25 protein-coding genes are annotated in these 25802 nt (G+C 60.5%); 15 read left to right on the forward strand and 10 right to left on the reverse strand.

Features of this window, described 5'->3' with window-relative positions; all coding sequences use genetic code 11:
• The first annotated feature begins 326 nt into the window (after positions 1 to 326).
• The 4 genes from G3T37_RS05930 to G3T37_RS05945 all read left to right on the forward strand — a co-directional run bounded on the left by G3T37_RS05930 (position 327) and on the right by G3T37_RS05945 (position 5262).
• Entirely contained in the window at positions 327 to 788 is a 462-nt protein-coding gene (locus G3T37_RS05930; RefSeq protein ID WP_163472493.1) for a hypothetical protein, read from the forward strand.
• 615 nt (positions 789 to 1403) lie between these two features.
• Positions 1404 to 1709: a PadR family transcriptional regulator gene (locus G3T37_RS05935; protein ID WP_163472494.1), complete on the forward strand. Its 306-nt coding sequence runs from the start codon at positions 1404 to 1406 to the stop codon at positions 1707 to 1709.
• A gap of 1327 nt (positions 1710 to 3036) precedes the next feature.
• Positions 3037 to 3324 (forward strand): hypothetical protein, encoded by a 288-nt coding sequence (locus tag G3T37_RS05940; RefSeq protein WP_163472495.1) that lies wholly within the window; start codon positions 3037 to 3039, stop codon positions 3322 to 3324.
• A gap of 858 nt (positions 3325 to 4182) precedes the next feature.
• Positions 4183 to 5262, forward strand: a complete 1080-nt coding sequence (locus tag G3T37_RS05945; protein ID WP_163472496.1) for a hypothetical protein — start codon at positions 4183 to 4185, stop codon at positions 5260 to 5262.
• Positions 5263 to 5270: 8 nt separating this feature from the next.
• Here the strand turns inward: G3T37_RS05945 and G3T37_RS14805 are convergent, their stop codons facing one another.
• The 5 genes from G3T37_RS14805 to G3T37_RS05970 form a co-directional block, all read right to left on the reverse strand.
• Positions 5271 to 6263 (reverse strand): sigma-70 family RNA polymerase sigma factor, encoded by a 993-nt coding sequence (locus G3T37_RS14805; RefSeq protein WP_163472497.1) that lies wholly within the window; start codon positions 6261 to 6263, stop codon positions 5271 to 5273.
• Positions 6264 to 6276: 13 nt separating this feature from the next.
• Positions 6277 to 6660: a hypothetical protein gene (locus tag G3T37_RS05955; RefSeq protein WP_163472498.1), complete on the reverse strand. Its 384-nt coding sequence runs from the start codon at positions 6658 to 6660 to the stop codon at positions 6277 to 6279.
• A gap of 2 nt (positions 6661 to 6662) precedes the next feature.
• Entirely contained in the window at positions 6663 to 8627 is a 1965-nt protein-coding gene (locus tag G3T37_RS05960) for an AAA family ATPase (protein WP_163472499.1), read from the reverse strand.
• Positions 8628 to 8866: 239 nt separating this feature from the next.
• Positions 8867 to 10915, reverse strand: coding sequence for a DEAD/DEAH box helicase family protein (locus G3T37_RS05965; protein ID WP_163472500.1), 2049 nt, complete (start codon positions 10913 to 10915; stop codon positions 8867 to 8869).
• Between the two features lie 86 nt (positions 10916 to 11001).
• Entirely contained in the window at positions 11002 to 12042 is a 1041-nt protein-coding gene (locus tag G3T37_RS05970; RefSeq protein ID WP_163472501.1) for a DNA methyltransferase, read from the reverse strand.
• 178 nt (positions 12043 to 12220) lie between these two features.
• Here G3T37_RS05970 and G3T37_RS05975 point away from each other — a divergent pair, with 178 nt between their 5' ends.
• Positions 12221 to 12475, forward strand: coding sequence for a hypothetical protein (locus G3T37_RS05975; protein WP_163472502.1), 255 nt, complete (start codon positions 12221 to 12223; stop codon positions 12473 to 12475).
• A 725-nt stretch (positions 12476 to 13200) separates the two neighbouring features.
• On the opposite strand, the gene G3T37_RS05980 is transcribed toward G3T37_RS05975, so the two are convergent.
• The 5 genes from G3T37_RS05980 to G3T37_RS06000 all read right to left on the reverse strand — a co-directional run bounded on the left by G3T37_RS05980 (position 13201) and on the right by G3T37_RS06000 (position 17098).
• Positions 13201 to 13542, reverse strand: coding sequence for a DUF3846 domain-containing protein (locus G3T37_RS05980; protein WP_163472503.1), 342 nt, complete (start codon positions 13540 to 13542; stop codon positions 13201 to 13203).
• Positions 13543 to 13673: 131 nt separating this feature from the next.
• Positions 13674 to 14000, reverse strand: coding sequence for a ribbon-helix-helix domain-containing protein (locus tag G3T37_RS05985; protein WP_163472504.1), 327 nt, complete (start codon positions 13998 to 14000; stop codon positions 13674 to 13676).
• A gap of 269 nt (positions 14001 to 14269) precedes the next feature.
• On the reverse strand, positions 14270 to 14728 hold the full coding sequence (locus G3T37_RS05990) for a hypothetical protein (RefSeq protein WP_163472505.1): 459 nt from the start codon (positions 14726 to 14728) through the stop codon (positions 14270 to 14272).
• Positions 14729 to 15146: 418 nt separating this feature from the next.
• Complete coding sequence (locus tag G3T37_RS05995) at positions 15147 to 16115, reverse strand: uL30 family ribosomal protein (protein WP_163472506.1); 969 nt, start codon at positions 16113 to 16115, stop codon at positions 15147 to 15149.
• 257 nt (positions 16116 to 16372) lie between these two features.
• Positions 16373 to 17098, reverse strand: a complete 726-nt coding sequence (locus G3T37_RS06000) for a hypothetical protein (RefSeq protein WP_163472507.1) — start codon at positions 17096 to 17098, stop codon at positions 16373 to 16375.
• A gap of 101 nt (positions 17099 to 17199) precedes the next feature.
• Between G3T37_RS06000 and G3T37_RS06005 the strand changes: the two genes are divergently transcribed.
• The 10 genes from G3T37_RS06005 (at position 17200) to G3T37_RS06050 (ending at position 25697) form a co-directional block, all read left to right on the forward strand.
• Positions 17200 to 17508: a hypothetical protein gene (locus G3T37_RS06005; protein WP_163472508.1), complete on the forward strand. Its 309-nt coding sequence runs from the start codon at positions 17200 to 17202 to the stop codon at positions 17506 to 17508.
• A 3-nt stretch (positions 17509 to 17511) separates the two neighbouring features.
• The gene (locus G3T37_RS06010; RefSeq protein WP_163472509.1) at positions 17512 to 17790 is read left to right on the forward strand and encodes a hypothetical protein; all 279 of its coding nucleotides are present in this window, start codon (positions 17512 to 17514) and stop codon (positions 17788 to 17790) included.
• A 244-nt stretch (positions 17791 to 18034) separates the two neighbouring features.
• Positions 18035 to 18643: an MT-A70 family methyltransferase gene (locus G3T37_RS06015; RefSeq protein WP_206673789.1), complete on the forward strand. Its 609-nt coding sequence runs from the start codon at positions 18035 to 18037 to the stop codon at positions 18641 to 18643.
• A 3-nt stretch (positions 18644 to 18646) separates the two neighbouring features.
• On the forward strand, positions 18647 to 18844 hold the full coding sequence (locus tag G3T37_RS06020; RefSeq protein ID WP_163472511.1) for a hypothetical protein: 198 nt from the start codon (positions 18647 to 18649) through the stop codon (positions 18842 to 18844).
• A gap of 162 nt (positions 18845 to 19006) precedes the next feature.
• Positions 19007 to 19249, forward strand: a complete 243-nt coding sequence (locus tag G3T37_RS06025) for a hypothetical protein (RefSeq protein ID WP_163472512.1) — start codon at positions 19007 to 19009, stop codon at positions 19247 to 19249.
• Positions 19246 to 21405 (forward strand): type IV secretory system conjugative DNA transfer family protein, encoded by a 2160-nt coding sequence (locus G3T37_RS06030; protein WP_163472513.1) that lies wholly within the window; start codon positions 19246 to 19248, stop codon positions 21403 to 21405. The genes G3T37_RS06025 and G3T37_RS06030 overlap by 4 nt, the downstream gene beginning before the upstream one ends.
• 199 nt (positions 21406 to 21604) lie before the next feature.
• Positions 21605 to 22456, forward strand: a complete 852-nt coding sequence (locus G3T37_RS06035) for a replication-relaxation family protein (protein WP_163472514.1) — start codon at positions 21605 to 21607, stop codon at positions 22454 to 22456.
• Positions 22453 to 22749 (forward strand): hypothetical protein, encoded by a 297-nt coding sequence (locus G3T37_RS06040; protein ID WP_163472515.1) that lies wholly within the window; start codon positions 22453 to 22455, stop codon positions 22747 to 22749. Before G3T37_RS06035 ends, G3T37_RS06040 begins: the two co-directional genes overlap by 4 nt.
• The gene (locus G3T37_RS06045; RefSeq protein ID WP_163472516.1) at positions 22746 to 23564 is read left to right on the forward strand and encodes a hypothetical protein; all 819 of its coding nucleotides are present in this window, start codon (positions 22746 to 22748) and stop codon (positions 23562 to 23564) included. The genes G3T37_RS06040 and G3T37_RS06045 overlap by 4 nt, the downstream gene beginning before the upstream one ends.
• 255 nt (positions 23565 to 23819) lie before the next feature.
• Positions 23820 to 25697 carry a recombinase family protein gene (locus G3T37_RS06050; RefSeq protein WP_163472517.1) on the forward strand — a complete coding sequence of 626 codons (1878 nt, stop codon included), beginning with the start codon at positions 23820 to 23822 and terminating at the stop codon, positions 25695 to 25697.
• Positions 25698 to 25802: the final 105 nt, after the last annotated feature.

The following is a 25802-nucleotide window of genomic DNA, read 5'->3' on the forward strand; positions in this document are numbered from 1 at the left end:
CAACCGAACGACGGACCGGATGCCCAGCTACTCGTGACCGCCACCTCGCCGGTCCGGGGTAGTCAAAGGCGCCTCCACGGCACTTGCGCTGATGAGACATTTCTTCAGGTCGTCCTAAATGAGGACTAGCCAAGTTTTCGCCAATGGTGCAGATTTACACCACGGGCCCACATCGCCTCACGAATCCTCAGGAAAGGCAACGTAAATGAATGTGAAAGAGTCGATACTCGGGTTACGCAGTGAATAGGCGATCGGCTGTGTTGTCAAGCGCAGCTGTTGTCCTCGCTGTTGGCGCCCTGACTTTCGGTGCGACGTCGGCCAGTGCCGTGACCGGCGGGCAGACGGATAGTGAGCTTGTCACGCCCGCGATCAAGAACGATTCGGGCGAGTTCTTCACCGAGGCGCAGATCGATACCGTCTGGCGCGCTGTCACCGCGCACTATCCCGAACCGCTGCCGGAAGGCGTTTCCTTTCCAGCCGTCGCGCCCAGCTTCTTTCACCCAAACGATGGCAGGAACACATTGTTCCAAGCGGGTCTACCAGATGAGATTGCGGCTTCCTTTTGGGACTGCGCATGGCTCAAGGTATCGATCGAGGCCGCGAATGCCGGCAAGGGCGACATCGCAAAATCCGCAACGGCAGAGCTGGACAATTACGAGTCCCTGCCCTCGATTTCTAGCGAGCATGCGTCGGAATTTCGTGCGGCAATAGCAAAGTACGCCGCCGAATCGCACATCCAAGATCTGCAGGAAGCTCAGCGCCAATTCGAATGTGGAGGCCTCGAATGATCAGTCTCAAAGAAACAGGCTCGAAGCGCTCTGGTCGGCCTCAGCTGATTGCAGTTGCTTCATTTCTTCTCGTGTGCGCAACTGTGTTCGTCAGTGCAGAGTGGGCGTCAGCGACAACCTCTACCGCGATACATGGCTCGCAGACGGGTAACAGTCAGGTTTACTGGACGACCGCGAGATACAACACACAGTCCTCGGGAAACCGCATGTCGATCTCTCCATACAGCAGCGCGAGCTGCGGAGCGCCAACAATACTGTTTGGTGCTCGGAGTACGGCAGCAGCGGGCAGCTCGTTTGCGAAAACGAACACGATGAATGAAACTCAAAGTAGCCCCTTCTTCGCGCCCGCCAACGGGAATCAAGACCTCCCAAGTGGAGTGTTTTATTTAACAACTTACTTGGGCCCAACGAGTGGTTGCGTCAGCCAAACGCCCACCTGGTACGCAACCCTGATCTACGATCAGCCGTTCTAAAACGCCTCGACGCGACAGTGGCGGTGAACATCGCTCGCCGCGAACATTTTCCATGAATATTCCTCTTGCGGATGGGAATATATATTCTTATGATCGCTGTATGGTCTCTCGTCCAGCGAATCGACTCCTTGACATTGAATACATGATCTTGGAGAGCAGCCACTCTTTGCGGAGTCAAGGCGAAGACATCTACGGCTTCGCCTTAGCGAAGGATATTGAAACTGCGCACGGGCATCGCGGGCTCCTCGGTCATGGGACTTTATATAAGGCGTTGAGCAGACTTGTCGCGATGGGGCTGCTCGAATCCAGTTGGGAAGATTCCACCGTCAGCGAAGCCGCAGGCCGTCCACGACGGCGCTTGTACAGCCTGACTGGCGAAGGCGAGCGGGTCATGGCTGAACGCCCCTTGGTGCAACTCGTCTCGTCCACCGGCGCAGCGTTCGCATGACTGACTTTGACTCGCGACAGTTCGCGCGATCCAGCGCCAAGGTTCTTGCGTGGTGTCATGTATACACACGGGGATTGCCCGCAGCAGTTGCGTCCACTCGGCTCGAAGAAATGCTTTCGGAAGTGTATGAGCACGAGGTCGACGCGCAGCGTGCGGGGCTCGATTCCAAGCGAGCAGCACGCGCGCTATTGGTACGAGCGGTAAGGGGCGCGTGGGCCGATGTGCTTTGGAGACTGATGCAGCAACGACAATCTGGCTCATATCGTCAACTGATACGACTCGCGGGCAATGGATTGAACCTTGGAATGTTCTGCCTGGCGGTGATAGTAATCTCAGGCGGATCGCTCGCAGTCGCGCGTAATCTGACGCTTTCTGATATCACCTCCGCCCACACTCCCGCTCCCTCTGTGGCGGTGGTCACCGCAGCCGTCGCCGCAAGCATGTGCGCCGCGATCATGTTCGCGAGACGGCGCTCGCGCTTGGTAGGCGCAATCTGGCTAACGGTGTCTTCTCAGGTCGTCTTATTCCAAGGCCTCCAGCTAATGGCGCGCACGACAACAGTGCTGCTGTCTGCAGAGCAAAACCTTCACATTTGGTCGGTGTGTCTGGCACTGACGTCCGGGGGCGTCGGCTTGTTCTGTCTTGCATACACGCTTTGGTCGTCACCGCTCACTAAGGAGGACAAATGAGACGATGGGTCATCGCGGGTGTCGGGATGGTTGGCCTTCTCGCAATAATCGTCGCTTTGACGAGTGGAGTGGTCGCCTACAGCAGTGCCGCGACTCACACGCGACATCTTGGATCTCCGTCTGCAGCAGCCTCTTTCCAGGGGCCATACATGGCTGCGGTTAGGGATTGGCCATACGCGCTACCGGTGGGTCAGGCTTTCCCTCGGCGACTGCCCGCTGGCCAGGCGACCACCGCAGCGGATGCGAAGCCATTCGTCTCGACCTTTTTCCGGTGTGCTTGGCAGTCGGCCTACTTGAAAGGGGACCGGTTCGCGCAGGAGCTAGCCCTAACGAATTTGAGCCTCTGGCGTCGCATGCCGCATGCGGATGACGACAATGTCTGGCAGTGGGAGGTCATCGCGCCGGCCCTCCGGGGGGACGCAAGTTCGCTACGGAATCTCTATAACGCGGTTGACTGCGCCCCCTACCGGGAGTCTGTCTCGACACCCGCGAATGGACTCACCGTCCACAGATCTCAAGTTCAAGCTCTGCTACCTGCAGCGATCCTGGATCTTTGCGTAGGCGCGTCGAAGTTGGCGCCGTGTGATCCACGCTACGGTCCAAATTCGGTCACGGACGGCGGGAAGGAACCCGGTGCCATGGGCTCCACGACGAGCGACGGCGCCGGCAGGCCGGCCGCCTACATCGTGGCCGCCGGCGACAATCCCGACGCAATCGCCGACCGCTTCGGCGGTCTGAACTTGTGGGCGTTGAACTGTGCGCGCCGGACCGACCTAAGACTGTTTGCAGGTGACGTCGTCAACCTCGACAAGTACACAGTCGCGACAGTCGGAGATGAGGATGGCCGAACCAACCCCGCGAGCGAATCCGAGCGAGTATCGTGCTTGGTCCAGTCCGCGATTCCACAGGCACAGTTGCCTCGCTGAAGCACGGAGATCAAGAGTTTCACTTCGTGGATGAAGGGCAGCACAGAGGCCAGAAGGTTTGAGGCGAGGCGAGCGGATATGGCAGCGATGCAGGTGGACGTGTTCGTGACCTGGGCAAGGAGTTCAAGCGTCTCGCCGACAAACCGGGTCGACAGCTTGGCGTTCATGTCCCGCAGCCGCTCGATCGAATCGTCGCGGTCCTTGATGTGTGTCTCGTACCTTTACTTCAGCGACTTCTCGGCGAGTTGCATCTCCGGGTGGGCCCTCTCGAGCCCACTCTTCAGCTCGGCCCGCTCCTCCTCTGCTATCGCAAGCGCCTCCGCCACGGCGAGCCTTTGCTGAACGCCACCCGCGTCCAGCTTCGCCTGGAGGTCTTGGATCTCGGCATCATCGGCGGCCGCGCCTCCTACAGGTTTACTCGAACCCTCCGCTGAATCGCTTCTCTCCGCAGGCGTTGCTCTTCCGATCGACTGAGTCCGCTCGACGCGCTGAGGCCGATAAGCCCGCTGTTCAATCCGCCCGACAGTTGCGAGAAAAGGAACTGGATCAACTGGTCGAGCGATACCTCGAGGTCCGAAACATGAGGCAGGTTGCCCGCGAGATGCGGGTGTCACGCACCACTGTCGCGAAGGTGCTCAAGGGCAGAGGAATTGATACCTCGTCGGGCATGAAGCCAGCCGATGTTGAGCGGGCCGTCGAACTTTACGTGGAAGGACACTCAAGTGGGGCCATCGGAAGGCGCCTGGGTTTCGACAACCACACTGTGCTCAACGCTCTTCGATCTGAGGGTGTTCAGATCCGGCCACAGCTCACGAGCAACTAATCGCATCGAACGCTCCTCCGCTCTACGCTCAAGCCATGTCTTCGATTCTGACTCTCAACGCTAGGGACGGCGTGGGCCTCACAGTCGCTCGCAAGATGTTCAAGATGTCACCCGAGGAGTTCGGGGGTTTCATTCGCGAGCACCACACGACCCTCCAGAGCGAACTGGCAAAGGTCGGTGTCAATTACGACGCGCTGAGTCCGGCCCTTATCCCTTCGACTTCCCGTCATGAAATGGCCCTGCTCTTCAACATCGATCTCATCGGCTCATCAATGTACGGAAGGGCCATCGCCAAGCGGCTCATTCCCCTACTCGAGCCCCAAGCAACCTTGAGCGTGCTAGTTGGCGATATCTTCCTGCACCCCCAAGCCGTCCGCGAGATGGCACGTTACGCCGGATTCGTGACTAGCGACCTTCAAGGGTGGGGTCAGGACTATCTCTTCTGCGTGTATCTCAACCACCTCACCGAAGGTCAGCGCGACGCTGTGCATAACGGATTCCTCGCGAGCCCTGGCTACCTCGGCTACGTGCGAACGACCTACAACTCTGCGTTTCGCACCATCGCGGGGTCGACGCTGCCCACCGCTTTTGTAAAACACAAGGGGTTCATGCTTGTTGACCACGGCGGGGATGACCCGTGGGTTGGAGATTCGAACGAGATCGGCTACCCCTTCAAGGAGAACGGATACAAGGTCGTTAGCGCCAACAGCGAGCTCTTCTCGCCACTGCTCTCCTACAAGATCCAATCGGAAGTGACTCCTCAATACCAGGAGGACGTGCTCGTCTCGCTCAACGCCATCTCGGATGAACCAATGTCGTTGGACGGTTTCGAGGTACTGCTGCCCGAAGCCAAGTTCGGTTACCTGCAATCTGCCAAGGGTGAGATCTTGAAGATCGCCGGCCTGGACAAGCACTCCCGCGAAGAGCTCGCTTCCGCGATTCGAGCCGAATTGGATCACGACTACATCTACCGGCTGCAACACAACGTCGATGGCACCGTGCAATTCACTATCGCGCTGGAGCTGCCTCGCGACGAGACTCACCCAATGAAGGTGGCAGTCGGGCTCAAATACCTCCCGGCGACTAAGACACTGAGCATGGTCACTCTGACATAGCCGCGGCCCTACATGGAATGTTGGAGCAGCTTTCGTGAGCGCTCAAGAGCCTTCTTCTCGATCTGTCTTATTCGCTCGCGCGTCACCCCAAAGATCTGCCCGATCTCTTCTAGGGTTCTTGGTTCCCCTCCCGCCTGGTAACCAGTGCGTAATCGCAGAACCCTGCGCTCTTGCTCAGGAAGTGCGTTGAGAAGCTGGTCAAGAGCACGCCTCCGGAAGACGCTCTCGAGCACCTCCTCCAGTCCCCCGTCCCAACGGCTTCCTGCTTCTTTCAGATCGAGCAGGTCCAGAGGAACGAGCTGTCTGCTTCGAGTTACTGCCTCTTGGATCTGGGCAGATAGTTCGTGGGACGCGCTTTTCAGTTTGTCCGTCACATGGACCGGCAACCGAATGAGGTCAGTCTCGTTCGCGCGCCATCGCTGAATTGTCTGGCGTATGTGCCACGAAACGTAGGTGCTGAGCGTGAAGCCCTGACGGAAGTCCCATCCCTGAATGCCGCGCATGAGTCCCATGAATCCGACTTGGAACGCGTCCTGAACCCAGTCGGCACCGACCGAATTGGCCATGGGCTTCGCCCAATGGAACACGAGCCTGACGTTCGAAAGAAGCAACTTCTCGTACTCAAGCTCACCACGTTCAGCCAGGCTGTAAAGGTCGATCAAATCCTGTCTCGGTGTCTGGGCCGGATCAAGCTTGGACAGACGCTCGCGAGCGAAAAGGCCTACCTCTATCGACTTGGCGGCCTCTATGGTGCCTTCAACATCCAACAGGGGCACAGCCGCCAACAAGGGCTGATACCAGTCAAACGTGCCCCGCGACTTCTTCGCTCGACGGTACCTGCGCGACATCGGCCCATCAGGGATCACAATCGGGCTCGGATCGCGACCAATAAGCAAGTCGATTTCGCGGCTCGATTGTCGCGCAAGTGCCTCGGGATTACTCGCTTCGATCTGCTCGAGCAGGTCGACCAGCAACCGAGGGTCGCCGCTCTCCGAGTTCACGGTCGACGAGACCTTAGGCGGTTGCGTCTGGCTGAGCGATCTCGAATATCTCGGTAAGCGTGTAGCCGCCGCTTCTCACCTTTTCACCGATGTAGGCCGCGCCCGCGTTGCCGAGCTGCTCAAGCAAACGCGCCGGTGTGGGGGTTGGAACATACCAAGTGAGAAAGTCGATGACCTGCTTGAACGAGCCTTGGTTATAATTCAGACCCCCGGCAGATGGGATGTCGACTGCGGGGAGCTCTTTCCGAAGCGCCAACATCGCGGCCGCTTGGAATGCGCCGAGCTGCGTGACGAAGTGGCCCTGTTTCACGAGGAGCTCAAGGACATCAGCAGTCGCTTCGCTCGTCCTGATGTTGGTCTTGTCATCCACCACTGCTGGCGACGTCACATCACTCATGGTCAGGCCACCTTCACTTCGGAGCGACGTTCCGTGAGGCGATTAATCGTGTACTCGCGACCGATCTTCCCCGCGAGAAGGCCGGCGTCACGATCTGGGTCGTACTCACCGGACTGCACAAACAAGATCACCTGACTCGTAAACGTGCTCACCCACTTGAGCACCCCGCTGCGATGGCCAACGTCGAGCCGTCCCATGGGGGTGTCCATAACAAGAGGAGCTTCCTCTACGGAACACTCGCCTAAAGCACCGATGAACGCCGTCGTCAGAATCTGGTTGACGCCCGCGGAGACCATGTACTGCTGGTGATGATCGTGATCGAGCACGCTTATCAAATAGTCATCAGTAATCGAGATGCCGGTGTAGTCCGGTTCGGTGGTGAGGCGCATGAAAAGATCCGAGGCTGTGGCCTGGATGTTCTCGCGCATGGACTGGCGGAAGCTGTCGTAAGACTTCGCGACGAGTTCCTGGGCCTCAGACACCGTCTTCTGGAGACGGCGTTCGGTTTCGTCTACTTCAGGCTGATTCGCGATCTGCGAGCCCAGATCCTGAACCGACGACTTGAGGCTGGCGCGCTTCTCATCCAATACAGCAAGCGCATTGCTGATTCGACGCTTGGTGTCCTTCTTGTCGAGCAAGTTTCGTTCGAGACTGCCGATGTCGGGAGTATTGTCGCTGATGCGCTCCGAGATCTCGGAGATGCGGGACTTGCGCCGATCGTTATGGACCTTGGCCCTCCGCAGATCCTGCTCGAGGTCGAAGATTCGTTGGATTGTCGCAGCGCCCGCACTGAAAGGTCGAAGGCGTCCCAGGCGGGCAGTGACGTCGCCGATCGAGGTCGACGGCACTTCGGCCAACTCGGCATTCAGCTTTTCGAGTTCGGCGCGCTTCTCATGTTCATCATGCGTGGGCTGCCCACAGCTTGGGCACACTCCGCTCGACAGCTGCTTCTCCACTTGACCGATCTGGAACTCAAGTCCGTAGCGCTGCCTCTCCGTTTCGGTGAGAGCATCTCGCTCGGCCTCGGCATCGTCCAGTGCGGCCTTCAAGGTGCCCGCAGCAGCAAGCCACCAATTCTTCTCACTCTCACGTGCAAGCCATGCCTGTAGATCTGAGATGTTGGTCTCGGCTTTGGCCACCTCGTCTTCAAGATTCTTACGTTCGAAGAACAGATCTTTGATCTGATCGACCTTCGCAAGCTCCGCGTCCAGGTCGGCGATTTCTTTATCGACGGCCTTCTCCTGGGTGCGAATCTCGGCGAGGTCCGACTCGACTCCCTGAAGCTCGTCTTTAGCCTTCAAGTACTTCTCACTGAGACCAGCATGCTTCTGCGTCTTCCGAATGACGATTTCCAAGTTGGTCGTCAGGTCGCTCTGGAGAACGTCGAGGTCACTTGCGAGCATGGTCATGAACGGGAGGCCGAGCGCTCGTTCGACCTGAGCACGAACGAATCCTTGTGAAGTCGACTGGTCGTCGCGCAGGCGCTTCTCGAAGCTGTTCAGCATCTCGCCGTCAAAGAAGAAGAAGTCTGAAATCTCTCGGCTCAAGATGCCGTCAATGATCTCTGGGATTTGGGCAGCGGGAAATGGCTGCCCACCCGCTGGCTTGAGGTCGACTGCGGGGTGACTCAACGTAACTTTGCCCGGTCGATCCTCAATGGCGCTGCCTGAGCGGTGCAAGACGTACTCTGCCCCCTTGTGGGTGAAGCGAAGGCTCACACCGAACTTGACGTCTCCATCTTGCAGAGCATCGACGTTTACCATCCGGTCCAGGTCGAGCGGAGTGCCGTCTTGATCACTCATCGAGCCGTACAGGCACCAGACGATCGCACGAAGCAGGCTCGTCTTACCGCGACCGTTCTCCGCGCGAAACAGAACAACCGGTGAAGCGGCTGTCACATCGAGCTCGATCGAGTGCTTGCCGTAGAACGGCCCCCAGTTGTCGAGACTTATCTCACTCAGCTGCACCGTCTACACCTCCTTCTCTTGAGGCCTCGAGGAGCACCACACGGAGGTCGCGTTGAATATCCCTGCGGTCGCCGGTTTGTGAGCGGTGCTCCCAAGCAATCCCAACGATGCTTTCCCAAGCCGAGTCGGAAATAGATGGATCGGCCACTTCGCTTTTCGCCCGCTTGATGGCATCGAGCGCCTCTTGGCGCGGTGAGATCGGAGTTGAGTTGCTCATCGGGTGCTCACAGTTCTGTTTCTCATTCGTCTTCCTCTAGGTCCCACGGAGGTGCGGCCACGGCACCAGAGGAACTTGCCAACAATTGCTCAAGGTACACACGCGGGGCGACATTTCGCGCGTCGCCAGCGAATTCGATTGCTCGGGTCACCTCACTCGGAGTCAAGGCTGCTCCATCCCGATTAACGACAAGCACGTCGAACAACCGCGCGCTGTACTTCCCAGGAGAGCGTCGCAGTACTCGACCGCGTCGCTGGATGTATTCGCGAGGGTTTGTGGACGAAGCCAAAATGAGCGCCCGGTTAATGAGTGGAATATCCACCCCTTCATCGAGGCACTTGATCGCCAACAACACCCCACCCCGATGCGTGAAATAGTCGAGAGTCGCCTCATGGCTCGCGTCGTTCTGCGAGTGGTACTCCATGAGATCTAGACCAAGAGATTCGAGTTCTCTGCGCACCTCACGGAGATGCTCGACGTCATTGCAGTACACCAGCCATCTGTCTCCGGGCTTGTGTTGAGCGGCGAGGATTTGCCTGGCCAAAATTGCCTTGCCTGCGGCCCGCTTCGAGATTCGGGCGCGTTGTCGAAGTAGCTGCAGCGCAGCTTCCGTGAGATCGCCGTTGTTGCGAGCTATCTCCTGAGCTATTCGGGTCGAGAAAGCATTCCACCTCTCCTCCTCGTCTTCAGTCAAAGAGCAGGTTTCAAAGGCGTAGTCATACGGAACGAGCCACCCTTGAGCAAGGGCATCTCGAAGGCCGAATCTAGGCTCGACAATCTCTCCGAAGTAGTCGAAGACTGCAGCGGTTCCAACGGGATCACCAAAGCGTTCCGGAGTAGCGCTCAGACCAAGGCGTCCGCCAGCATCGATGTCTTCGAGTACCCGCCGAGTATGAGATGCACCAACCGAGTGCACCTCATCCCCTACGACGAGCAAGTGCTCGCCATCGCGGATGAGACCCACAAAGCGAGCCGTCGCGGCCGTCTGATAGGTCGACAGAACGATCCGTTGTCCCAGAGATGCATCGTCCAGCGTGTAATCACCGATGCGTCGACTCCACGCCTCCCAGGGATGCCCTGCACCGGCCAGGAGCAACGCCGCGTTCGGTAGCAACTCACGTATCTCGGACTCCCATTGCTGATGAAGCAATTCCGACGGAACCATGATGAGCGCAGGTTTGCCGTTACTAGTCCATCGGCGAACAGCTTCGAGCGCGGTGCGAGTCTTCCCACCTCCGGTCGCGAACGCAATGATGCCCCGGTTGCTCCCGGCCTCCCACGACTTGAGAGCCGCTTCCTGGTAATCGCGCAAAGCGATCGCTTCTGGTTGGAGTTCGGCCCTGCCAACTGCCTGGCGGAAAGCTTCCACGATCTCATCGAGTGGCTCTTGCTCGATTATCCGGAGAATAAGGTCAGCAGCATCCGCGGCGCTCGTCACATTCAATCCGTGGCGAAGGCCTAACCACGTGTCTTCGAACTGTTCACGATGCCGATTGCAACGCCGCCCAGCGTCGTCACTCACCCAGCTCTGGAAAGTCTCGATCTGCTCGTGGTTTTGAACCATTGCTGCAGCGGTCTCATTCGCGCTGCCGATGAACGAAACGTGATCCCGACCAGAGTCGGTGAAGACCCCGATCTTGTCGTGGAACAGACCGGTCTGACCGGCGGTTACGAACTTGATCTCCAACGCACCGGCATCTATCAACGCACGCAAGCAAGCGGCCGCCCGAGATTCGAGATGAGTGCCATTTGCGAGCGCTGCTAGCGACGCGGCCGCGACCTCAAGTGTCGTCGGGCGCTCACCTGCGGGAAGCTCGAGCAGCGCATTCGCATCTGCAGAGCTCAGATGCGGCGAGCAGAGCAGGCGCATCTTGCCGCCGCGAGACACGAACTCGCTAAAGGCAACAGGAGCAAGTGCGTAGATCGCAGATGAAAAGTATCCCGCTGCTCGGTCGTACGCCACCGAGCTGGAAAGAGCAGGGATATAAAACTCGTTGAGGAGCGATCCGATACTGCTGGAGTAGTTTTCGCGAAAGGGCACAGAACGCAACTGCTGTGCTGCGTCGCCCATGAATGCCCCAGTCAATCGGTTACTAAAGCTGAGGGTATCGCGACCCTGGAGGATCGGCCATGCCCAGAGCAACGACCTAATCGAAGTCAGTCCGTTTCGGAGGGTAAGACAAGCTCCTTGCGCAAGTTTGGAAAGCGGCCCACTGACCCCCTGATGTAGTCATAAAGAGGCTCTGTCGATATCCACTTTCGCTTCAGCTCTTCTGCTACCGACCCGGTGGTGTTACTTCCGCCGAAAGGATCGAAGACGAGATCACCTTCGTCCGTCAGGAGCTTCACGAAAAACCGGACGAGATCCAGCTGCATGGGCGCCGGGTGCGCTACGACCCCATTCGCGCGGCAATACTCGCGATACGGCGTCCCCGCCGCCGTGTTACTGAATCGCAGGGTGTTGCTCGGGAATTGTTCGGAGAGAAGATCAACAAGCTCCTGTTCCGACTCCTCCTCTGGAAACTCCAGAACATTGGGGGGGATTGCGCCGCCGTTGTCGGTGAAGAATGATTTCTCACCGATGACATGGCCCGAAGGACGTGCGCCAGCGTTGTAGTTCTTGGTCTCGAGCAGCTTGTTCATGGATGCGCTATAGGGCACCAGTACGCGTCGATTGTCTGCCTTCGGCCGCTCGGTCTTGGCCATCCACCAGACGTGCGTATACGTGTCTTTTACCCGTATCCGCTGTTTATTCACCCATTCGATCGGTGAGGGCAGTCGAGCCGGGTTGTGACAAATGAACTGCTGATTCACGAAGAGATCCCCGGACTCTTGAAACTTCAAGAGTGCTCGCAACGGGAGGGTCGACATCACTGGATGTCCCTTTTCCCATGCGTTGCCGAGCTCAACGACGATCGAACCGTCAGGCGCTAGGAGCTTGGTGAGGCCAGGTGCCAACTCGGCCAACCAGTTCAAGTAGAGGTCGCCTGTCTTGTTCCCGTACTTCTTCGGAGCCTGCAACGGGAAGGGCGGCGAAGTGAAGATGAGGTTGACTGTGCCTTCCAGTCGCTTCGCGTGATCCGATGCTAGGAAGTGCTCGACCTTCGCCTGATACATGACGCCGAGGTCAGTGCGGTAGCGTTCGTCGACCGGACCCTGCTCGACTTCTTCGAACTCGAGTGGTTGTTCTTGGGGCACGGGGACCTTCCTAATTCGTACAGCTCCGACCATCCTCGCAGAGAGTCAAGGCTGGCAGCTCCGTGAAGCATGCCCTACTCGCGGGTCGAGCGGGAGACAGCTCGCCGATCAAGCTCAATTCGGTCGGAATCGCGCGCGCTCGGGTCGAAGGAAGGGGGCGAATCGCTAGTCTCAGAAGATGACGAGACGCCAGGACCTTGCAGGATTGATACCGAAAATCCTGCGGAGTGAGCAAGCCGGTGCCCCTCTCTCGATCAGAGATCTCTACCGCGCGGTTGAGCGCGATCACCCACATCTGGTCGACGACGAGCTGGAAGTTTCCACCGGAGCCGTGCGGTGGAAGCACGAGTTCCGCTGGGAGTTAGAGACACTGGTCGTAAAGGGTGAGGTCAAGCGTCGGAAGGATCTCGGTCGAGGCGTCTACTCCTTGTAGCTGCAAGAGCTAGCTTGTCGGTCCGACCACGGCACCATTTGCAGAGAGGTTTGTTGAATTGCTTAGCCGAGAACAGGACGAGGCCTTCGATGGATCAGCTCGTTCTCCTGCCATCTTGGGTGCCATCCTCATCAATCCTCCTCTAGGGAACGGCGGCGCGACACTTCGTCATCTCGAGGCCTTGCGAGAAGTGCTGGAATGCGACCTCGTGCAGATCGCAAATCTCCTGTCTGTGCCTACCGCGAGTACCGACGACATTCGTGAGGCTGGCGTTCGGCCTGGCTCATGGCATCGTGCCAGACCAAAAGTCCGCAACCTCATCCATTCGGCAGATCACATCGTGCTGGGATGGGGTCTCGGGGGAATCAGTGGCATTGCTCGACAGCATTTCATTGCCCAAGTCCGTTGGGTCGAGCGGGAGCTTGCGCGTCGCGGCGAAGGCGTCCCCGTTTGGACGATCGGGAACGGACCGCGCCACCCTTCCCGCTGGCACCAGTACGTCAGCGACAGGCACGGACGCACGGCAGAAGGAAGCCTTCAGGAGCGATTGCGCTACGTGCTCGTCGAGCAGTCGATTAGGCCCACCCAGATAGATTCACGATCGTCCAAGATGTGAGAAAGGCGACAGCCGAGCGTCGCAAACCCCATGGGCTTTCGACGCTCAGGCTGCCGCCTCGGCGTGACCCGATCCCCTTGAGATCAAGAATCATCTGTACTGAAATGCGCTATTGGACCTCTGGCCGCATTGCAGCCAGGAGCGAGGGCACTGATGCCGGAACGTCTGTAGCCGCACCGCTGGCGTCAGGAGAGCCAACGATGACCGCGTTACCAACTAGCTCTGAGCGCGGTCCCAGTTCGGGTGACCATTTCAAACACAGCAGGGTGACTAGTATGTTCGACGGCAGTTGCCGGAGAAGCCCCTCCTCGTTCACGTAGACCGTGATGCCGAGGGCGGCGACTTCCACAGCTTCGATCAGTCCTCCAACGGCGCGCTGGTAGTCGCTGAGTCCTCTGAACTCCCGCAACTGCGGTTCGCCTTTGCTGGGTACGAAGATGCCCGTGACCATGACTTCCTCCTTGATGTGAGCGGCCGAGAACCGGATGGTTCTCTCATAAGCCGCAGGTCACCAACGAGTGGCTGTGGCGATCGCCCCGGGATAGCACAGAGTGCTCAATCCTGGGACGACCGCGTTATTAGTCAGGCGTCTGCCGGCGGCTTCGTCCTATCGCGAGTGGCACCCGAGGGTGCTTTGCCGCCGAAGATGGCCTCGATCGCGCTCTGCTTGGTCTTGGCCTCACGCTCGATCTCAGCACGAACGGTCTCAGCCCGAGCGAGCACCTTCGGGTCGGACTTGCTGGTCACGATCCAGGCTTCGAGGGCGAGACGGATCTCTTCGGTGACGCTGCGATCGTTGAGCTGTGCGATGACGTCCAACTGCGCACGCAGGTCCTCGGTGATGCGGACGGCGAGCGTTCGCATCTGACTGGTTACCGGGAATGTCCCGGCGAGTGAGGCATCGGTCATGATGCTCACACCTCCTCTTCTTTGAGCGGCCGACGAACCCGGATGGGTTCCTCTGCAAAGCCGCTCTCAGACGAGGAAGCGTGCGGATAATTATGCGCGGACGACGTGGCGCGTCAATATTCCGGTCGCGGACGTTGTTTATTGCGCAACGATTGTTGGTCGACTTGAAGCCAAAATCAGGCCCGCCTCACCATTGACTCGTGTCTTCTCATTCGTGCAGCAGCTTGGGCATGACGAACAGATATGACGCGCCCAACCGACTCTGGTCCCTAGTGAACTAGCGGCTCGGAAGCCGGCAGCTCCGCTGTGAAAGCGAGTATCAAGCCCGCGATGTTGGCGGCGAGAACCGCCCAAGTCACGATAGACACGTCGAACAGCCTGAACTTCAGAAAGAACCCCGCTCGCGAAGGACTGACAAACCAGACGAAAAACAGCGTTGCTGCGACCGCGACACAGACCAGCAAAATGCCGGTGAGTCCAGACCACTCGAGAAGATCACCAAACGCGACAATGGTCAGAGCCGCGGCCGGGAAGCCATACGCAACTTCCAGAGACTGTCCTATATAGGCACGGATAACCTCGGGGCTTTGGGCCAACGTCGCTTCCGATGTTTGCAACGGGCGTACACGGTCGATTTCTCTCGAGAGGCGTTTCCCCTGCCATAACGAGAAAAACACGCAGACGAGGGCCACACCCGTGGAAGCAAGGAAAGTTCCCTGGGCGCTCACGTGCTACTTCACCGGAATGGTAACGCGGCCCTCAAGGGGACGATCGGCGGGCGAGTCGCCCCAGACCTGAACTGTTATCGTCGCGCTCGGGAGTCCGCCCTCATCGCGGGTGTAGTGTGCAATCCCCCTCGTCCACACGAACGCGCTCCCGCCGGACGTTGCGCCGGAGTGTTCCCAAGTGTGGCCTCTCGCACGGATCGAGTCCGAACTCGGCACGAACGTGTACTTCGACCGCTCCACGTCGGACTTTGCCTGAACGGCCATTCGACGACCGAGGGTGGTCTTGTAGCGAATTCTGTGCTGACCCTTAGTTGTACGGCTCGGGTTTAGGGTGGAAGTCCGAACGTCCGCGAGCCCTTCTAATCCTTCGAGTGGGACGACCACATCCCGCTGAAGAACCCACCGGAAGTACGGCTTCTCAGATCCAGATGTGTTTTGGATTGCCACGTTCCCTCACCAGAATTGTTATGTCAGCCTCGGAGAAAAACCTCGCGCGGCCGGCATTCCGAACAAAACGTCGAGCGCCATTGATCCGTGATAGATCGTTGAGATAGACGCCAACCTCTGCCGACTCAACGTCGCTGTCGATAAAACGAGCATAGGGTCGATGCCACGTCATAAAGACATCGCGAAAGGCAATGCGCGCAGCTACGACCGGCAGATCTCGCCGACGAATAAGATCTATAGCCTCTTCAGTAGGCATCTCACCGATCAGGTTTGAAGGATCGACTTGGTATTCCTCCCAGTCGCCGTCTCCCGAATCCAGCGTGCGGTCGTGCGTGATTGGGCTGTGACCCGGGTCATGTCGACCGGAAACCATCACCATGGAAGCACTTTCACCGCTTCGAACCCGAAGTGGTGTTCCCTCATCGATGAACGACTGCTGAAACTGCTCGAACGCTTCGGAAGCCGATAGGCTCGTGGACCAGTTAAGAAGCAGTCCGTTTCGATCGGACTCGAAGACGAAGTACTCTCCGTCTGAGTTGCGCACTAGACCACCAGGTCGAGTATTGCTGCCGTATTCAATTCGTTCGTATTGCAGATGGGTAGACCTCGCGCTCAACTGAGCGCTCCTATACATAATACCACCCAGCTCAACTACGCCCACGAGATCCCGGACCGCCCGAATATAGCCGAAAATGCCAGGTTCGCGACTCGACCTTAAGGATGACGTGCGGATTCCGGCTAATCCGAGAGACCGCAGCGTTGCCTGTCGCTTCCTCGTAACGCCGATGCCGCTACGCAACTGGATGATGAGGAGATCCCCGCTGCGCCCGCTGAGCTCTGGATAGGCCCGGATCTCCTCCAACGGAAACGGCACGTCTATGCCCGCCCTCTCAGGGACCAACGCGAGGGGCGACCATCGGAGGTCTTGATGTGTCGCCATGTTGTCTCTTCCTCCGGGTAGGGGACCTCGAATCTATATCCCAGGCCAGAGTTCCGCAATGGAATTTCCCTCAGGCTGGCAGATGTGGGTAGGCCGGACCGTAGTTCAGTTCGACGAGACGAGCGAAAGGGATATCGGCGTTATTGCCAGTGAGGCCTTTGGGGATTTCTGGGACCGAGGTGAGCTTGCCGCATCGAGTGGTCCGGTTTGCTTTCGCCGCACTCGAAGCTCGGCGCTGACACGTTACCCGGTCGGCACTAGTCATCCTGACGAAAATTGAATCGGAGCATGAGCTTGTTGCCCAGCGTCTCCGAGGCAACACCCTTGGCCACATCGACCCATCGGACCGTGTACTTCGGCCACAGCTCGCCGCGCCAGACGATCGTGGCGGAAGTCTCGACACCACCGTTTGGCACTTCGAGCGGCAAGTGAGGTCGGGCTATCTCAGTTCCGCCGCGATCGACGTACTCCCACGTCGTGTCCGCTGATCTTCGCCCCGAGCCCACCCAGAGCTCGATCTCGGGTTCGCTCATGTAGATAACGCTCGGCTTCTGGGTTGTGATGATGATCTGGCAGACCTCCGGTGTCGTGCTCACTAGTGCGGTGAGTTCGGGCACCGCCTCCACGGTCCAATTCGTGGCGATAAGTTTCGCGATCACTGCTAGCCCGCGGTCGCTGAGGCGACGAGCTTGCCGCTGATCGATTCCGCCGAGTTCGGCGCCGGCATCTTCAAGTCGGTCTAGGTGGGATTGACCCTCGCTGGTTAGTCCCAACGAGGCAGCTGCCGCACGGACGGTCCGGTCAGAAGTGGCGTCGAGAAGGGCGTGTTGGAGGCGAGTGTAGGCGACGTAGGGGTCGCCTTCGCCAAGGAGACGGCAGATCGTCGATGCCTCAGCAAGGGTGTGCACCGTGACGCCGTTCGAGAACTTACGAAGCATCTTGAGGTCGTCAAGAACCTTCGCTTCGAGGTCGGCGTCAGGCACGGATGTCACTTTCCTGTCACGACGTAGGTAGGGGCGGATTGCTCCAATTTACTCAGAGGTTCGGTCCCGGGCTTCGTTGGAACAACCGAAGGAAGGTCCCCGTGTTCAACACGAAGACCGAGCTGGCTCCCCTGGGTGGGGCGTTCAGCTCGAATGGGCTGTCGCAGATGAGCGGCAGCATGCAGCGTCAGGCGGGTCGTGAGATCGAGCGGGTCCAGGCGCAGGCGCTGGTGGCGGACGTGCGTGAGCAGGGACGTGCGTTCCTGACCAACACGGCGCTGCAGAACGTCGGCGCGCTGTCGGCGCTCGAGGCGCACCTCATCGAGGTCGCTCCACTCGGCGAGGCGCGCTACAAGCACATCGTCGACTCCTACGCGGCCGGTGCTGCGCAGGCGATCGCGCGGTGGTAGCTCATGGCGTACCTCGTCCTGCTGGCGTTGCCGTTCCTGCTCCTGGGCGGCCTGATCTCGTGGGCGATCGAGTGGACGGGGCTGCTCGTGAACTGGCTGCGTGACCGCCGCGCCCGCCGCGCCGCGCGCATCGAGGCGGAGCTCGATCGCACGCAGATGCAGCTCCGCGCCACCATCCTGCAGCTGGCAAACCAGCTCGGTGGGGACGCCCACGAGGCGCGTAAGGCGCTTATCCGTGAGTCGTTCCTCGCCTCGGGCAAGGTGCCGCCGACCCAGCTCTAGCCCCAACCCAACGGGAGGGTCGACGCATGTCCGGTCGGCCCTCCCGTTGTTCATTCCACAACATCATCAAGCCCAGCACGATCATCCCCATCGAGACCGACCCGGTCACGGGGGTGAACGGGTATCCGGTCGCACTGTCCGGTCGATGCGCAACGTTACCGATCGGAATATTGCCGGTCGGAGAGATCCAGACCATAACCGTTCGTCGACACCCGTCCTGATGCGGGTACAGAAGGAGGAGTACATGAACATCGAGACGACCAACCAGAACGCGAAGCCCAAAAGCTTCCGCGTCATCTACGCCGATCCGCCCTGGGATATCGCCCAGACGGGTGCCCGTGGTGCGGTCGCCCACTACGACCTGATGACCCTCGACCGCATCAAGGCGATGCCGGTCGGCGAACTCGCCGCCGACAATGCGACGCTGCTGCTGTGGGTCACCAACGCCGCGCTGCCCGCCGGCCTTGAGGTGATGGAGGCGTGGGGCTTCCGCTATGTGACGAACGCGGTGTGGGACAAGTACTACATCGGGCTCGGCAACTACTTCCGCGGCTCCCACGAGATCCTCCTCCACGGTGTGCGTGGCAAGGCACCGTTCAAGTATCACGGGCAGCGCTCGACGCTGCTGTTCCCCCGTGAAGACCACTCCCGCAAGCCGGCTGAAATGATCCCGCTGATCGAGCGCATTCTCGACGGCCCTTACCTGGAACTGTTCGCGCGCCAGCGTCCGAACAGCCTCAAGGACTGGTCGATCTGGGGCAACGAAGTGGACTCCGACATCACCATCCCAGGATTCCCGGTACCGAGCGACTTTGCCGCGCAGAGCACCACCAACGGAGACCGGGAGGGATGAACGGTGTCCTCCAACGAACCTACTTCGCTCGCCAGACGCTTCGTCGCGTTCTGCCTGTCCATTCTCGCCGGGATCGTGCTGCTCTACCTGGCCGTGCAGATGCTGGCCCAGTTTTGGGGCTGGTTCCTGCTGATCGCCGGGATCGTCGCGGCCATCTGGATCACGGTGCGGATCGTGCAATCTCGCCGGAATCGGTGGTAACAATCATGAGCACGTTTAGCTCTGTCGAAGTGTTGCGGAATGCACAACACGTATTGACAGCACTCGTCAATGAGTTCATAACAAGCGTCACCCCAAAGCGGGCCTACCTACGAACGCTCCCGACCGCACTCACATCGGAGCACAAGAGAAGGGAGGTTCGTCATGTCTAAGCACACGTCACGCCGCTACCGCAAAGCCCACGACCGCCGCGTCTGGGTCTTCAGCCAGCTCAACCACGATCTGCGGCCCGAGCAGATCGCTCGAATCATTGTCGCCGCCAGCCTCGCCCAAGCCCAACGCGAAGCCGACGCCCGCCGCGCCACGACCGAAACACGGGCCGAGGAGAGCACCACTGACGCGGACCAGTCCGGTGCCAGCGAGGGCGGGAAGGAGGCTGCGTCATGAGCGCGCTCATCTTCCAGCACGCCCACCTCGGTCGCCCAGTAGAACTCGATGCCGTAGCCGGTCTCCTCCTACGGCTAGCGCAACAGGATGCCCCGCGTCCGCTGGTCTTCGAGACCCGCGCCGACGACGACGGCATCCACTACCTGCTCGGCACCTCAAGCGAACAGCAGTCCCGCGTGGGACGGCTGCTCGGCGATCACATGCCGGGAAGCCGTGTCACCGGTACCCCCACTCGCGCTGCTGTTAATGCGGCTCGCTTGCTGCGAGTCAGCGGCTCGCTACCGCTCTCCGTGAACACGATCGAGCAGGTCGTCCACTCCTCCTACTCCGCACTGACCTCTCGCCGCACAAGCGAGCAACTCGTCCTCCAAGTCGTCCTCGGGCGCACCCACCGCCCACGCCTACTTCCGGGGAAGGTGGCCGACCCGCACCGCACTGTGTGGGAGGCGATCACAGTGGGGCAGCGGCCCGCGTCAGCGGAGCTTCGCCATCTCATGAAAGACCGCGTCGAGCAGGTGACGATCGAGACCACGATCCGTATCGGCGTCACCGCCACCACCCCTGAGCGGCGCCGCGCCCTCACCCACGAACTCCTCGGCAGCCTGCAAGAACTCGACGCCCCCGGCGTCCACATCGACCTGGCTCCCGACCGCCCCGAAACGCTTCAGGCCGGTACGCTATCGCGTCGCCCGAGTGTGAGAGCGACTGCGCTCGAGCTGGTGCCGTTCCTTGGCTGGCCGATCGGCGAAAACGAACTTCCGGGCCTGCCAAGTGCTCACCCGAAACGCATCCCTGCACCGGCCACGCTCACACCTAAGGAGGCCGTGTTCGCCACGAGCAACGCGCCCGGCGACACCCGCAAGATCGGGATCACGGCCGCGGGTCGCCTCCAACACGTGATCATCACGGGACCGACCGGGTCGGGCAAGAGCACGATCTTCGCCCGCCTGGCTCTCGCCGATATCGAGGCTCGCCGCCCAGTTGTGGTGATCGACCCGAAGCGCCAACTCGTCGACTACATCGTTGACCACGCCCCCAAAGATGCGGCTGGCCACATCGTCATCCTCGATGCCGCTGAGAAGAGCCCCGTCGGGTTCAACCCGCTCGACACCGCCGGACGACCGGCAGAGGTTGTCGTCGATGGCATCCTCGCCGCCCTCAAGGCCGTCTTCACCGACGGGTGGGGACCGCGCACCGAAGACCTCCTCCACGCCGGCCTTCTCACCCTCGCCCGCGCCGGCGAGGACAAGAACGAACCGCACACCCTGATCGATCTGCCACGACTACTCACCGATGCCGCTTTCCGACGCACCGTCGTCGGCGCGATAGCGGGCGACCCCGTGCTGGGTTCGTTCTGGGCTGGGTTCGAAGAGATGAACACTGGGCAACGTGCGGCGGTGATTGGGCCGCCCATGAACAAGCTGCGCAAGTTCCTGCTGCGCTCCAACCTCGTCGCCGTCCTCGGACAACCCCGCCCAGCGTTCCGTCTCCGCGACATCTTCAAGCACGGCAACACCGCAGTACTCGTGCCCCTGAACGACGCCCTCCTCGGCCCGGGTGCGGCACAGCTGCTCGGGAGCCTGATCGTGGCTGAGGTGTGGATGGCCACACTCGAACGTGCCAACGAAACCGACCCGACCAAGCGTCCCGGCATGGTGTTCGTCGACGAGGTGCAGCAGTTCCTGAACCTGCCGACCTCCATCGCCGACGCCCTCGCTACATCACGCTCCTATGGCGTCGGCTGGCATCTGGCCCATCAGTTCCGCGACCAACTCTCGCCCGGGATGCGTGCGGCGTTCGACGCCAACGCCCGCTCCAAGATCGCCTTCGCCGTCGGCCCCGACGACGCCCAACACCTCGCCCGAATGGCCACAAGCCTCACCGCTGAGGACTTCCAGTCGCTGCCCCCCTACGAGATCTACGCGAACCTCGTCGAAGCCGGAGCACCCTCCGGATGGTTCTCCGCAACCACGCTGCCGCCGGTGAACCCGTCCGGCCACGGCGGCAAGATCCGCGAAGCGAGCCGCACGAGCTACGGCGGCAGAACCGTCACGATCCCCGAGCCGGGAACCACGGACCCCGCCGACGTCGCCTCGTCGCTGCCTGAGACATCGGAGTCGGCTGGCTCGCATCGTCGAGCACGGAGGCAACCATGAACCGCCTCACGATGCCCACCAACACCCTAGTGACCTCTGGTGCCGGTATTCCGGTCGCTGTACCGTTCGGTATTCCGGTCACGACGATGAACACGACCCCTGTGGCCCCACCTGTGGCCGAACAAGGCGGCAACTGGGATGGGACTGTGCTGCAGTTGCCCCGCACTCTGCGTTGCCCCCGCATCAAGGGAGGCCGCTCATGACGGTCACCTGGACCCCCTACAAGATCCGACAACTCGACCAGCAGCTCACGATGAGGGACAAGGAAATCCTGACCAGCATCGAGCAATTCCGGATGCTATCGACCCGCCTGATCCAACGCCTCCACTTCCCAGCCGGAGTCTTCGGCGAGCACCTCAACGTTCCCGCCGCAACCCGCGGCACCACCCGAGTGCTGCTGCGACTCGAAGCTCACGGGCTGATCGCACGTCTGCCGCGGCGCATCGGCGGCATCAAACACGGCTCTGCCGGAACCGTCTGGCAACTAGCTGCGACCGGCGAACGCTACCTGCGCGCCCAGCGTGCCGACGCCGACCGACGCCGCTTTGTCGCCCCCACCACGATGTTCATGGAGCACACGCTCGAGGTCGCCGACCTCACCGTCGCCCTGACCGAACGGGCCCGCCTCGGGGTCTTCGAGCTACTCGACCTACAGACGGAACCGACCTGTTGGCGAGAGCACACCGGAGCCAGCGGCGCGGCGATCACGCTGAAGCCCGACCTCTTCGTGGTCACCGCCGACAGCCAGTTCGAAGCGCACTGCTTCGTCGAAGTGGACCGTGCGACCGAGCATCTGCCAGCGATCGTGCGCAAGTGCGTCACCTACCAAGCCCACCACCAGTCCGGAGTCGAGCAGACCAAGAACGGCCTCTTCCCGCTGGTCGTGTGGGTCGCCCCGGACCAGCCTCGGGCGGACAAGATTCGCCGCAGCATCGACACCACCCCGGGACTCGACCCCGGCATGTTCACCGTCACCACGAGGGCTGAGGCGATCCGCGTTCTCAGCCCGGACCCCGATCTGATCACTAACTCGAAAGGAGGAACCTCATGACACCAACCATCACCACCACGGCTGCCCCGGACCAGAGCGAGAAAGCCATCCAGGTCATCAACCTGATGCTGTCCATGGACCCGGAAGCACAGAGCCAGACGCTCGCGCGGATCATCGCCGCGACCATCCACGACGGCCCCGGCAGCGCCCTCGAACGCTTCGCCGCAACCGGCCACCTCGACCCCGAAACCATGCTGCAGGAACTGGGCGACGTCCGAGTTCCCCTCGAACGTGAGGACTGGGTCGATGCCCTCGGACGTTACGTCCTGTTCACCGCAGGAGACCGATCATGAACCCACCCGAACTGACCCCGAACAGCATTCCGCCCGAGTTGAACGTGCAGCGCCTGACGAGGAGTGCCAAGCACTTCGAGACCACCATCGACGCCGCTATCCAACTCGCCAGAGAGCAGGGCCGCGAGATCGACGACAACACCGCCGCCCTGATCGCCCACGTCCTCTCGCGCGGGCTCGGACGTGACTCGGCCCTCGCCGAGTACGCCCGCACCCGCACCGGCACCCCCGACACCCTGAGCGCCGAGTACCTTCGCATCTACGGCCACCCACAGACGCTCGGAACCGTCCGCGGCTGGATCGACTGGCTCGGCACCTACCTCACGACGAAGGTCAACAACGCCGACTTTGAGACCTCGTCCGAGGCCGATGCAACTGAGGGACCGCAGTTCCTACGCCCGCCGAAGCTGCTTCGCAGTGAGCTCACCATCAGCGGCGAAACGCTGTCGCTCCACCTGCCCCCGACTGTGGACGGGCCGCAGATCCAGGCCATCGTCCAGCACCTCGAATCGCTACCCCTGATCGAGAGCCCGGCGTTCCGAGCGTTCCTCACGCTGCCCGACGTGGACGGGTCGGCAACCAACCTGGTCGAGAGCTTCCACGAGTTCTATGTCGGACACTTCGATACCTACTCCGGCTTGATCTACGCCCTCAGTCCGCTCGAGGAATGGCAAACCGCCCTCGGGCAATGGACCGCTGAGAACGGGCTGCCACACGAAGCCGTCACCTTCGACGAGGGCATCGTGCTAGAACAGGTGCGGGAGGTCTACGACATCCTCGAGAAGGACGGCGGCTTCTATGCCTTCAACAAGTAGCCCGCCCAAACACCAGCGTCCAGCCGAAAGCGTGTTCTCCCACGGCAGACGTCGACCGATGCGGAATAGTCAACATCCGCTCAAATTCGGGCCGAACGAGGTAAAATTAGGGGGTAAACGGAGACCACAACCGATGCCGAAAATCGCGTCGGGCCTGCGTCCCAGCCCATCCCTGAATGGGGCGCCCACTCCATCACCTCTCTCTCGAAACGCCGGTTTCGAGTCTGCCCTCACTCCGACGAAAGGAGGGCAGCAATGAACCTGCCCGAAACCACCCCATCCTCAGCGTTCGTCGCTGCGCCCGCACCCTTGCGACCTGCGCGCGCAATCGACGAGCGCGGTGTGGACGAGAACGAGCTCAGCATCATCAACTCGGTCGCTGATAGGGTCGCAACTCCGGGCTCGCGAGCGGTCGTCTACCTGCGTGTGTCGTCGAAGGGCCAGGTCAACACCGACTACGACCCCGAAGGCATCTCCATCCCAGCGCAGCGCATCTCCTGCCAACGCAAAGCCGAGCAGCTGGGACTGACGGTCGTCGCCGAATATGTCGAGGCCGGCATCTCGGGAACCGAGATGAGCAAACGCGTCGCCTTCCAGCAGATGCTCGAACGCATCCGCCGCGACCGTGACGTCGACTACGTCATCGTCTACAAGCTCTCCCGCTTCGCCCGCAACCGCACGGACGATGCCATCGTCATGGCCGACCTACAGAAGCGTGGTGTCACGCTTGTGTCAGCCACTGAATCCATCGATGCGACTCCTGTGGGGCAACTCATGCATGGCATCCTGGCCGCGTTCAACGAGTACCGTTCACGCGAGGATGGGGCCGACATCGCCTACAAGATGGGGCAGAAGGCGAAAAGCGGGGGCACGCTCGGGCGCGCGCCCATCGGCTACCTGAACACCATCGAACGAGTCGAGGGGCGTGAGTTCCGTGGCATCGGAGTTGATCAAGAACGCGCTCAATTCGTGAAGCTTGCGTTCGAACTCTACGCATCGGGCAAATACACGTTCCAGGACATCGCGGAACAGCTCACCGACCGAGGGTTGACGACACGACCAACTGCCCGCCGAGCGGGCGGCCCCATCTCGGACTCGAAAGTCCACACTCTCCTGCGCGACCGCTACTACCTCGGAGAAGTCAGCTACAAGGGAGAGTGGTACGAAGGACGGCACCCCCGCCTCATCGAGAACGAGATCTTCGAGCGGGTGCAGGCACTCATGAACTCGCGCGGGTACGCCGGCGAGCGGAAGCGCAAGCACGACCACTACCTGAAGGGAACCCTGTGGTGTGGTCGGTGCCGGCTGGAGGACAAGGTCAATCGCCGGATGATTCAGATGAAGATCCCGCGCCCCAACGGCATCACCTACGAGTACTTCTTCTGCCGCGGGGTACAGGATCACACGTGTGACACGCCCTACTCCGCCAACGACCGAGTCGAGGCTGCCGTGCAGGAGCACTACAAGACGATCACCTTCCGCCCCGAGTTCGTCACAGCCATTCGCGACCGCCTCAAGAGCACCCTCGAAGACCAAGCCGGTGCACGCCACCAACTGCAGGAACAGATTCAAGAGCAAATCACCCGACTCACGGTTCAGGAAGAGAACCTACTTGACCTTGCTGCCGACCCCGAGATCGATACCTCCCGGGTCCGAGCACGACTTCGCGACATCACTCGCAAGCGCTCGGCACTTCAGGACGAGCTCACCACCGTCACCGACGACATCAGCTCCGGTGTCGAATACATCGACGCCCACGTCAGCCTGCTCGAGCATCCCTACGAGCTATACCAGCGCGCAAGCGACGAGGTCCGGCGAGAGTTGAACCAAGCGATCTTCGAGCACATCTACGTCATCAACGACGAGGTGATTGGGGACGAGTTGAAGTCACCGCTCCGCGAACTACTCGCAGTCGAGCGCGGCTGGATTGCGCAGAGTACAGAATCAAGCGATCCCAGTTCAGTCGCTAGAGCAGCATGGAGCGACCACGGCCCGGCAGCAGAAAAGGCCACCCCGAAGGATGGCCTGATCGATGAATTCGTTGAAGCTCTGCTCTCCGCCCCCGTGGAAGGGGTTGGAAGTTGCAGTAACACTCATATGGTGCCCCTGGAGGTGTCTGGGTTCAGGACATAGGAAACCGGTGTGTCAGGACATAGGAAACCCTGCACCGGTCACGATGACGGATGACGATCGCCCGACTGGTTATCACCGCCGTTATCCTCGAGGGCCGCACCCAGG

This window comes from Galbitalea soli, from assembly GCF_010686725.1.
GTDB classification, from domain to species: Bacteria; Actinomycetota; Actinomycetes; order Actinomycetales; family Microbacteriaceae; genus Galbitalea; species Galbitalea soli.

Bases quoted from the DNA above. Each gene is read 5' to 3' on its own strand.
- G3T37_RS05935 (WP_163472494.1), top strand. From the start codon at position 1,404: ATGATCTTGGAGAGCAGCCACTCTTTGCGGAGTCAAGGCGAAGACATC.
- G3T37_RS05940 (WP_163472495.1), top strand. From the start codon at position 3,037: ATGGGCTCCACGACGAGCGACGGCGCCGGCAGGCCGGCCGCCTACATC.
- G3T37_RS05945 (WP_163472496.1), top strand. From the start codon at position 4,183: ATGTCTTCGATTCTGACTCTCAACGCTAGGGACGGCGTGGGCCTCACA.
- G3T37_RS05955 (WP_163472498.1), bottom strand. From the start codon at position 6,660: ATGAGTGATGTGACGTCGCCAGCAGTGGTGGATGACAAGACCAACATC.
- G3T37_RS05965 (WP_163472500.1), bottom strand. From the start codon at position 10,915: ATGGGCGACGCAGCACAGCAGTTGCGTTCTGTGCCCTTTCGCGAAAAC.
- G3T37_RS05975 (WP_163472502.1), top strand. From the start codon at position 12,221: ATGACGAGACGCCAGGACCTTGCAGGATTGATACCGAAAATCCTGCGG.
- G3T37_RS05980 (WP_163472503.1), bottom strand. From the start codon at position 13,542: ATGGTCACGGGCATCTTCGTACCCAGCAAAGGCGAACCGCAGTTGCGG.
- G3T37_RS05985 (WP_163472504.1), bottom strand. From the start codon at position 14,000: ATGACCGATGCCTCACTCGCCGGGACATTCCCGGTAACCAGTCAGATG.
- G3T37_RS05995 (WP_163472506.1), bottom strand. From the start codon at position 16,115: ATGGCGACACATCAAGACCTCCGATGGTCGCCCCTCGCGTTGGTCCCT.
- G3T37_RS06010 (WP_163472509.1), top strand. From the start codon at position 17,512: ATGGCGTACCTCGTCCTGCTGGCGTTGCCGTTCCTGCTCCTGGGCGGC.
- G3T37_RS06015 (WP_206673789.1), top strand. From the start codon at position 18,035: ATGAACATCGAGACGACCAACCAGAACGCGAAGCCCAAAAGCTTCCGC.
- G3T37_RS06025 (WP_163472512.1), top strand. From the start codon at position 19,007: ATGTCTAAGCACACGTCACGCCGCTACCGCAAAGCCCACGACCGCCGC.
- G3T37_RS06030 (WP_163472513.1), top strand. From the start codon at position 19,246: ATGAGCGCGCTCATCTTCCAGCACGCCCACCTCGGTCGCCCAGTAGAA.
- G3T37_RS06035 (WP_163472514.1), top strand. From the start codon at position 21,605: ATGACGGTCACCTGGACCCCCTACAAGATCCGACAACTCGACCAGCAG.
- G3T37_RS06040 (WP_163472515.1), top strand. From the start codon at position 22,453: ATGACACCAACCATCACCACCACGGCTGCCCCGGACCAGAGCGAGAAA.
- G3T37_RS06045 (WP_163472516.1), top strand. From the start codon at position 22,746: ATGAACCCACCCGAACTGACCCCGAACAGCATTCCGCCCGAGTTGAAC.
- G3T37_RS06050 (WP_163472517.1), top strand. From the start codon at position 23,820: ATGAACCTGCCCGAAACCACCCCATCCTCAGCGTTCGTCGCTGCGCCC.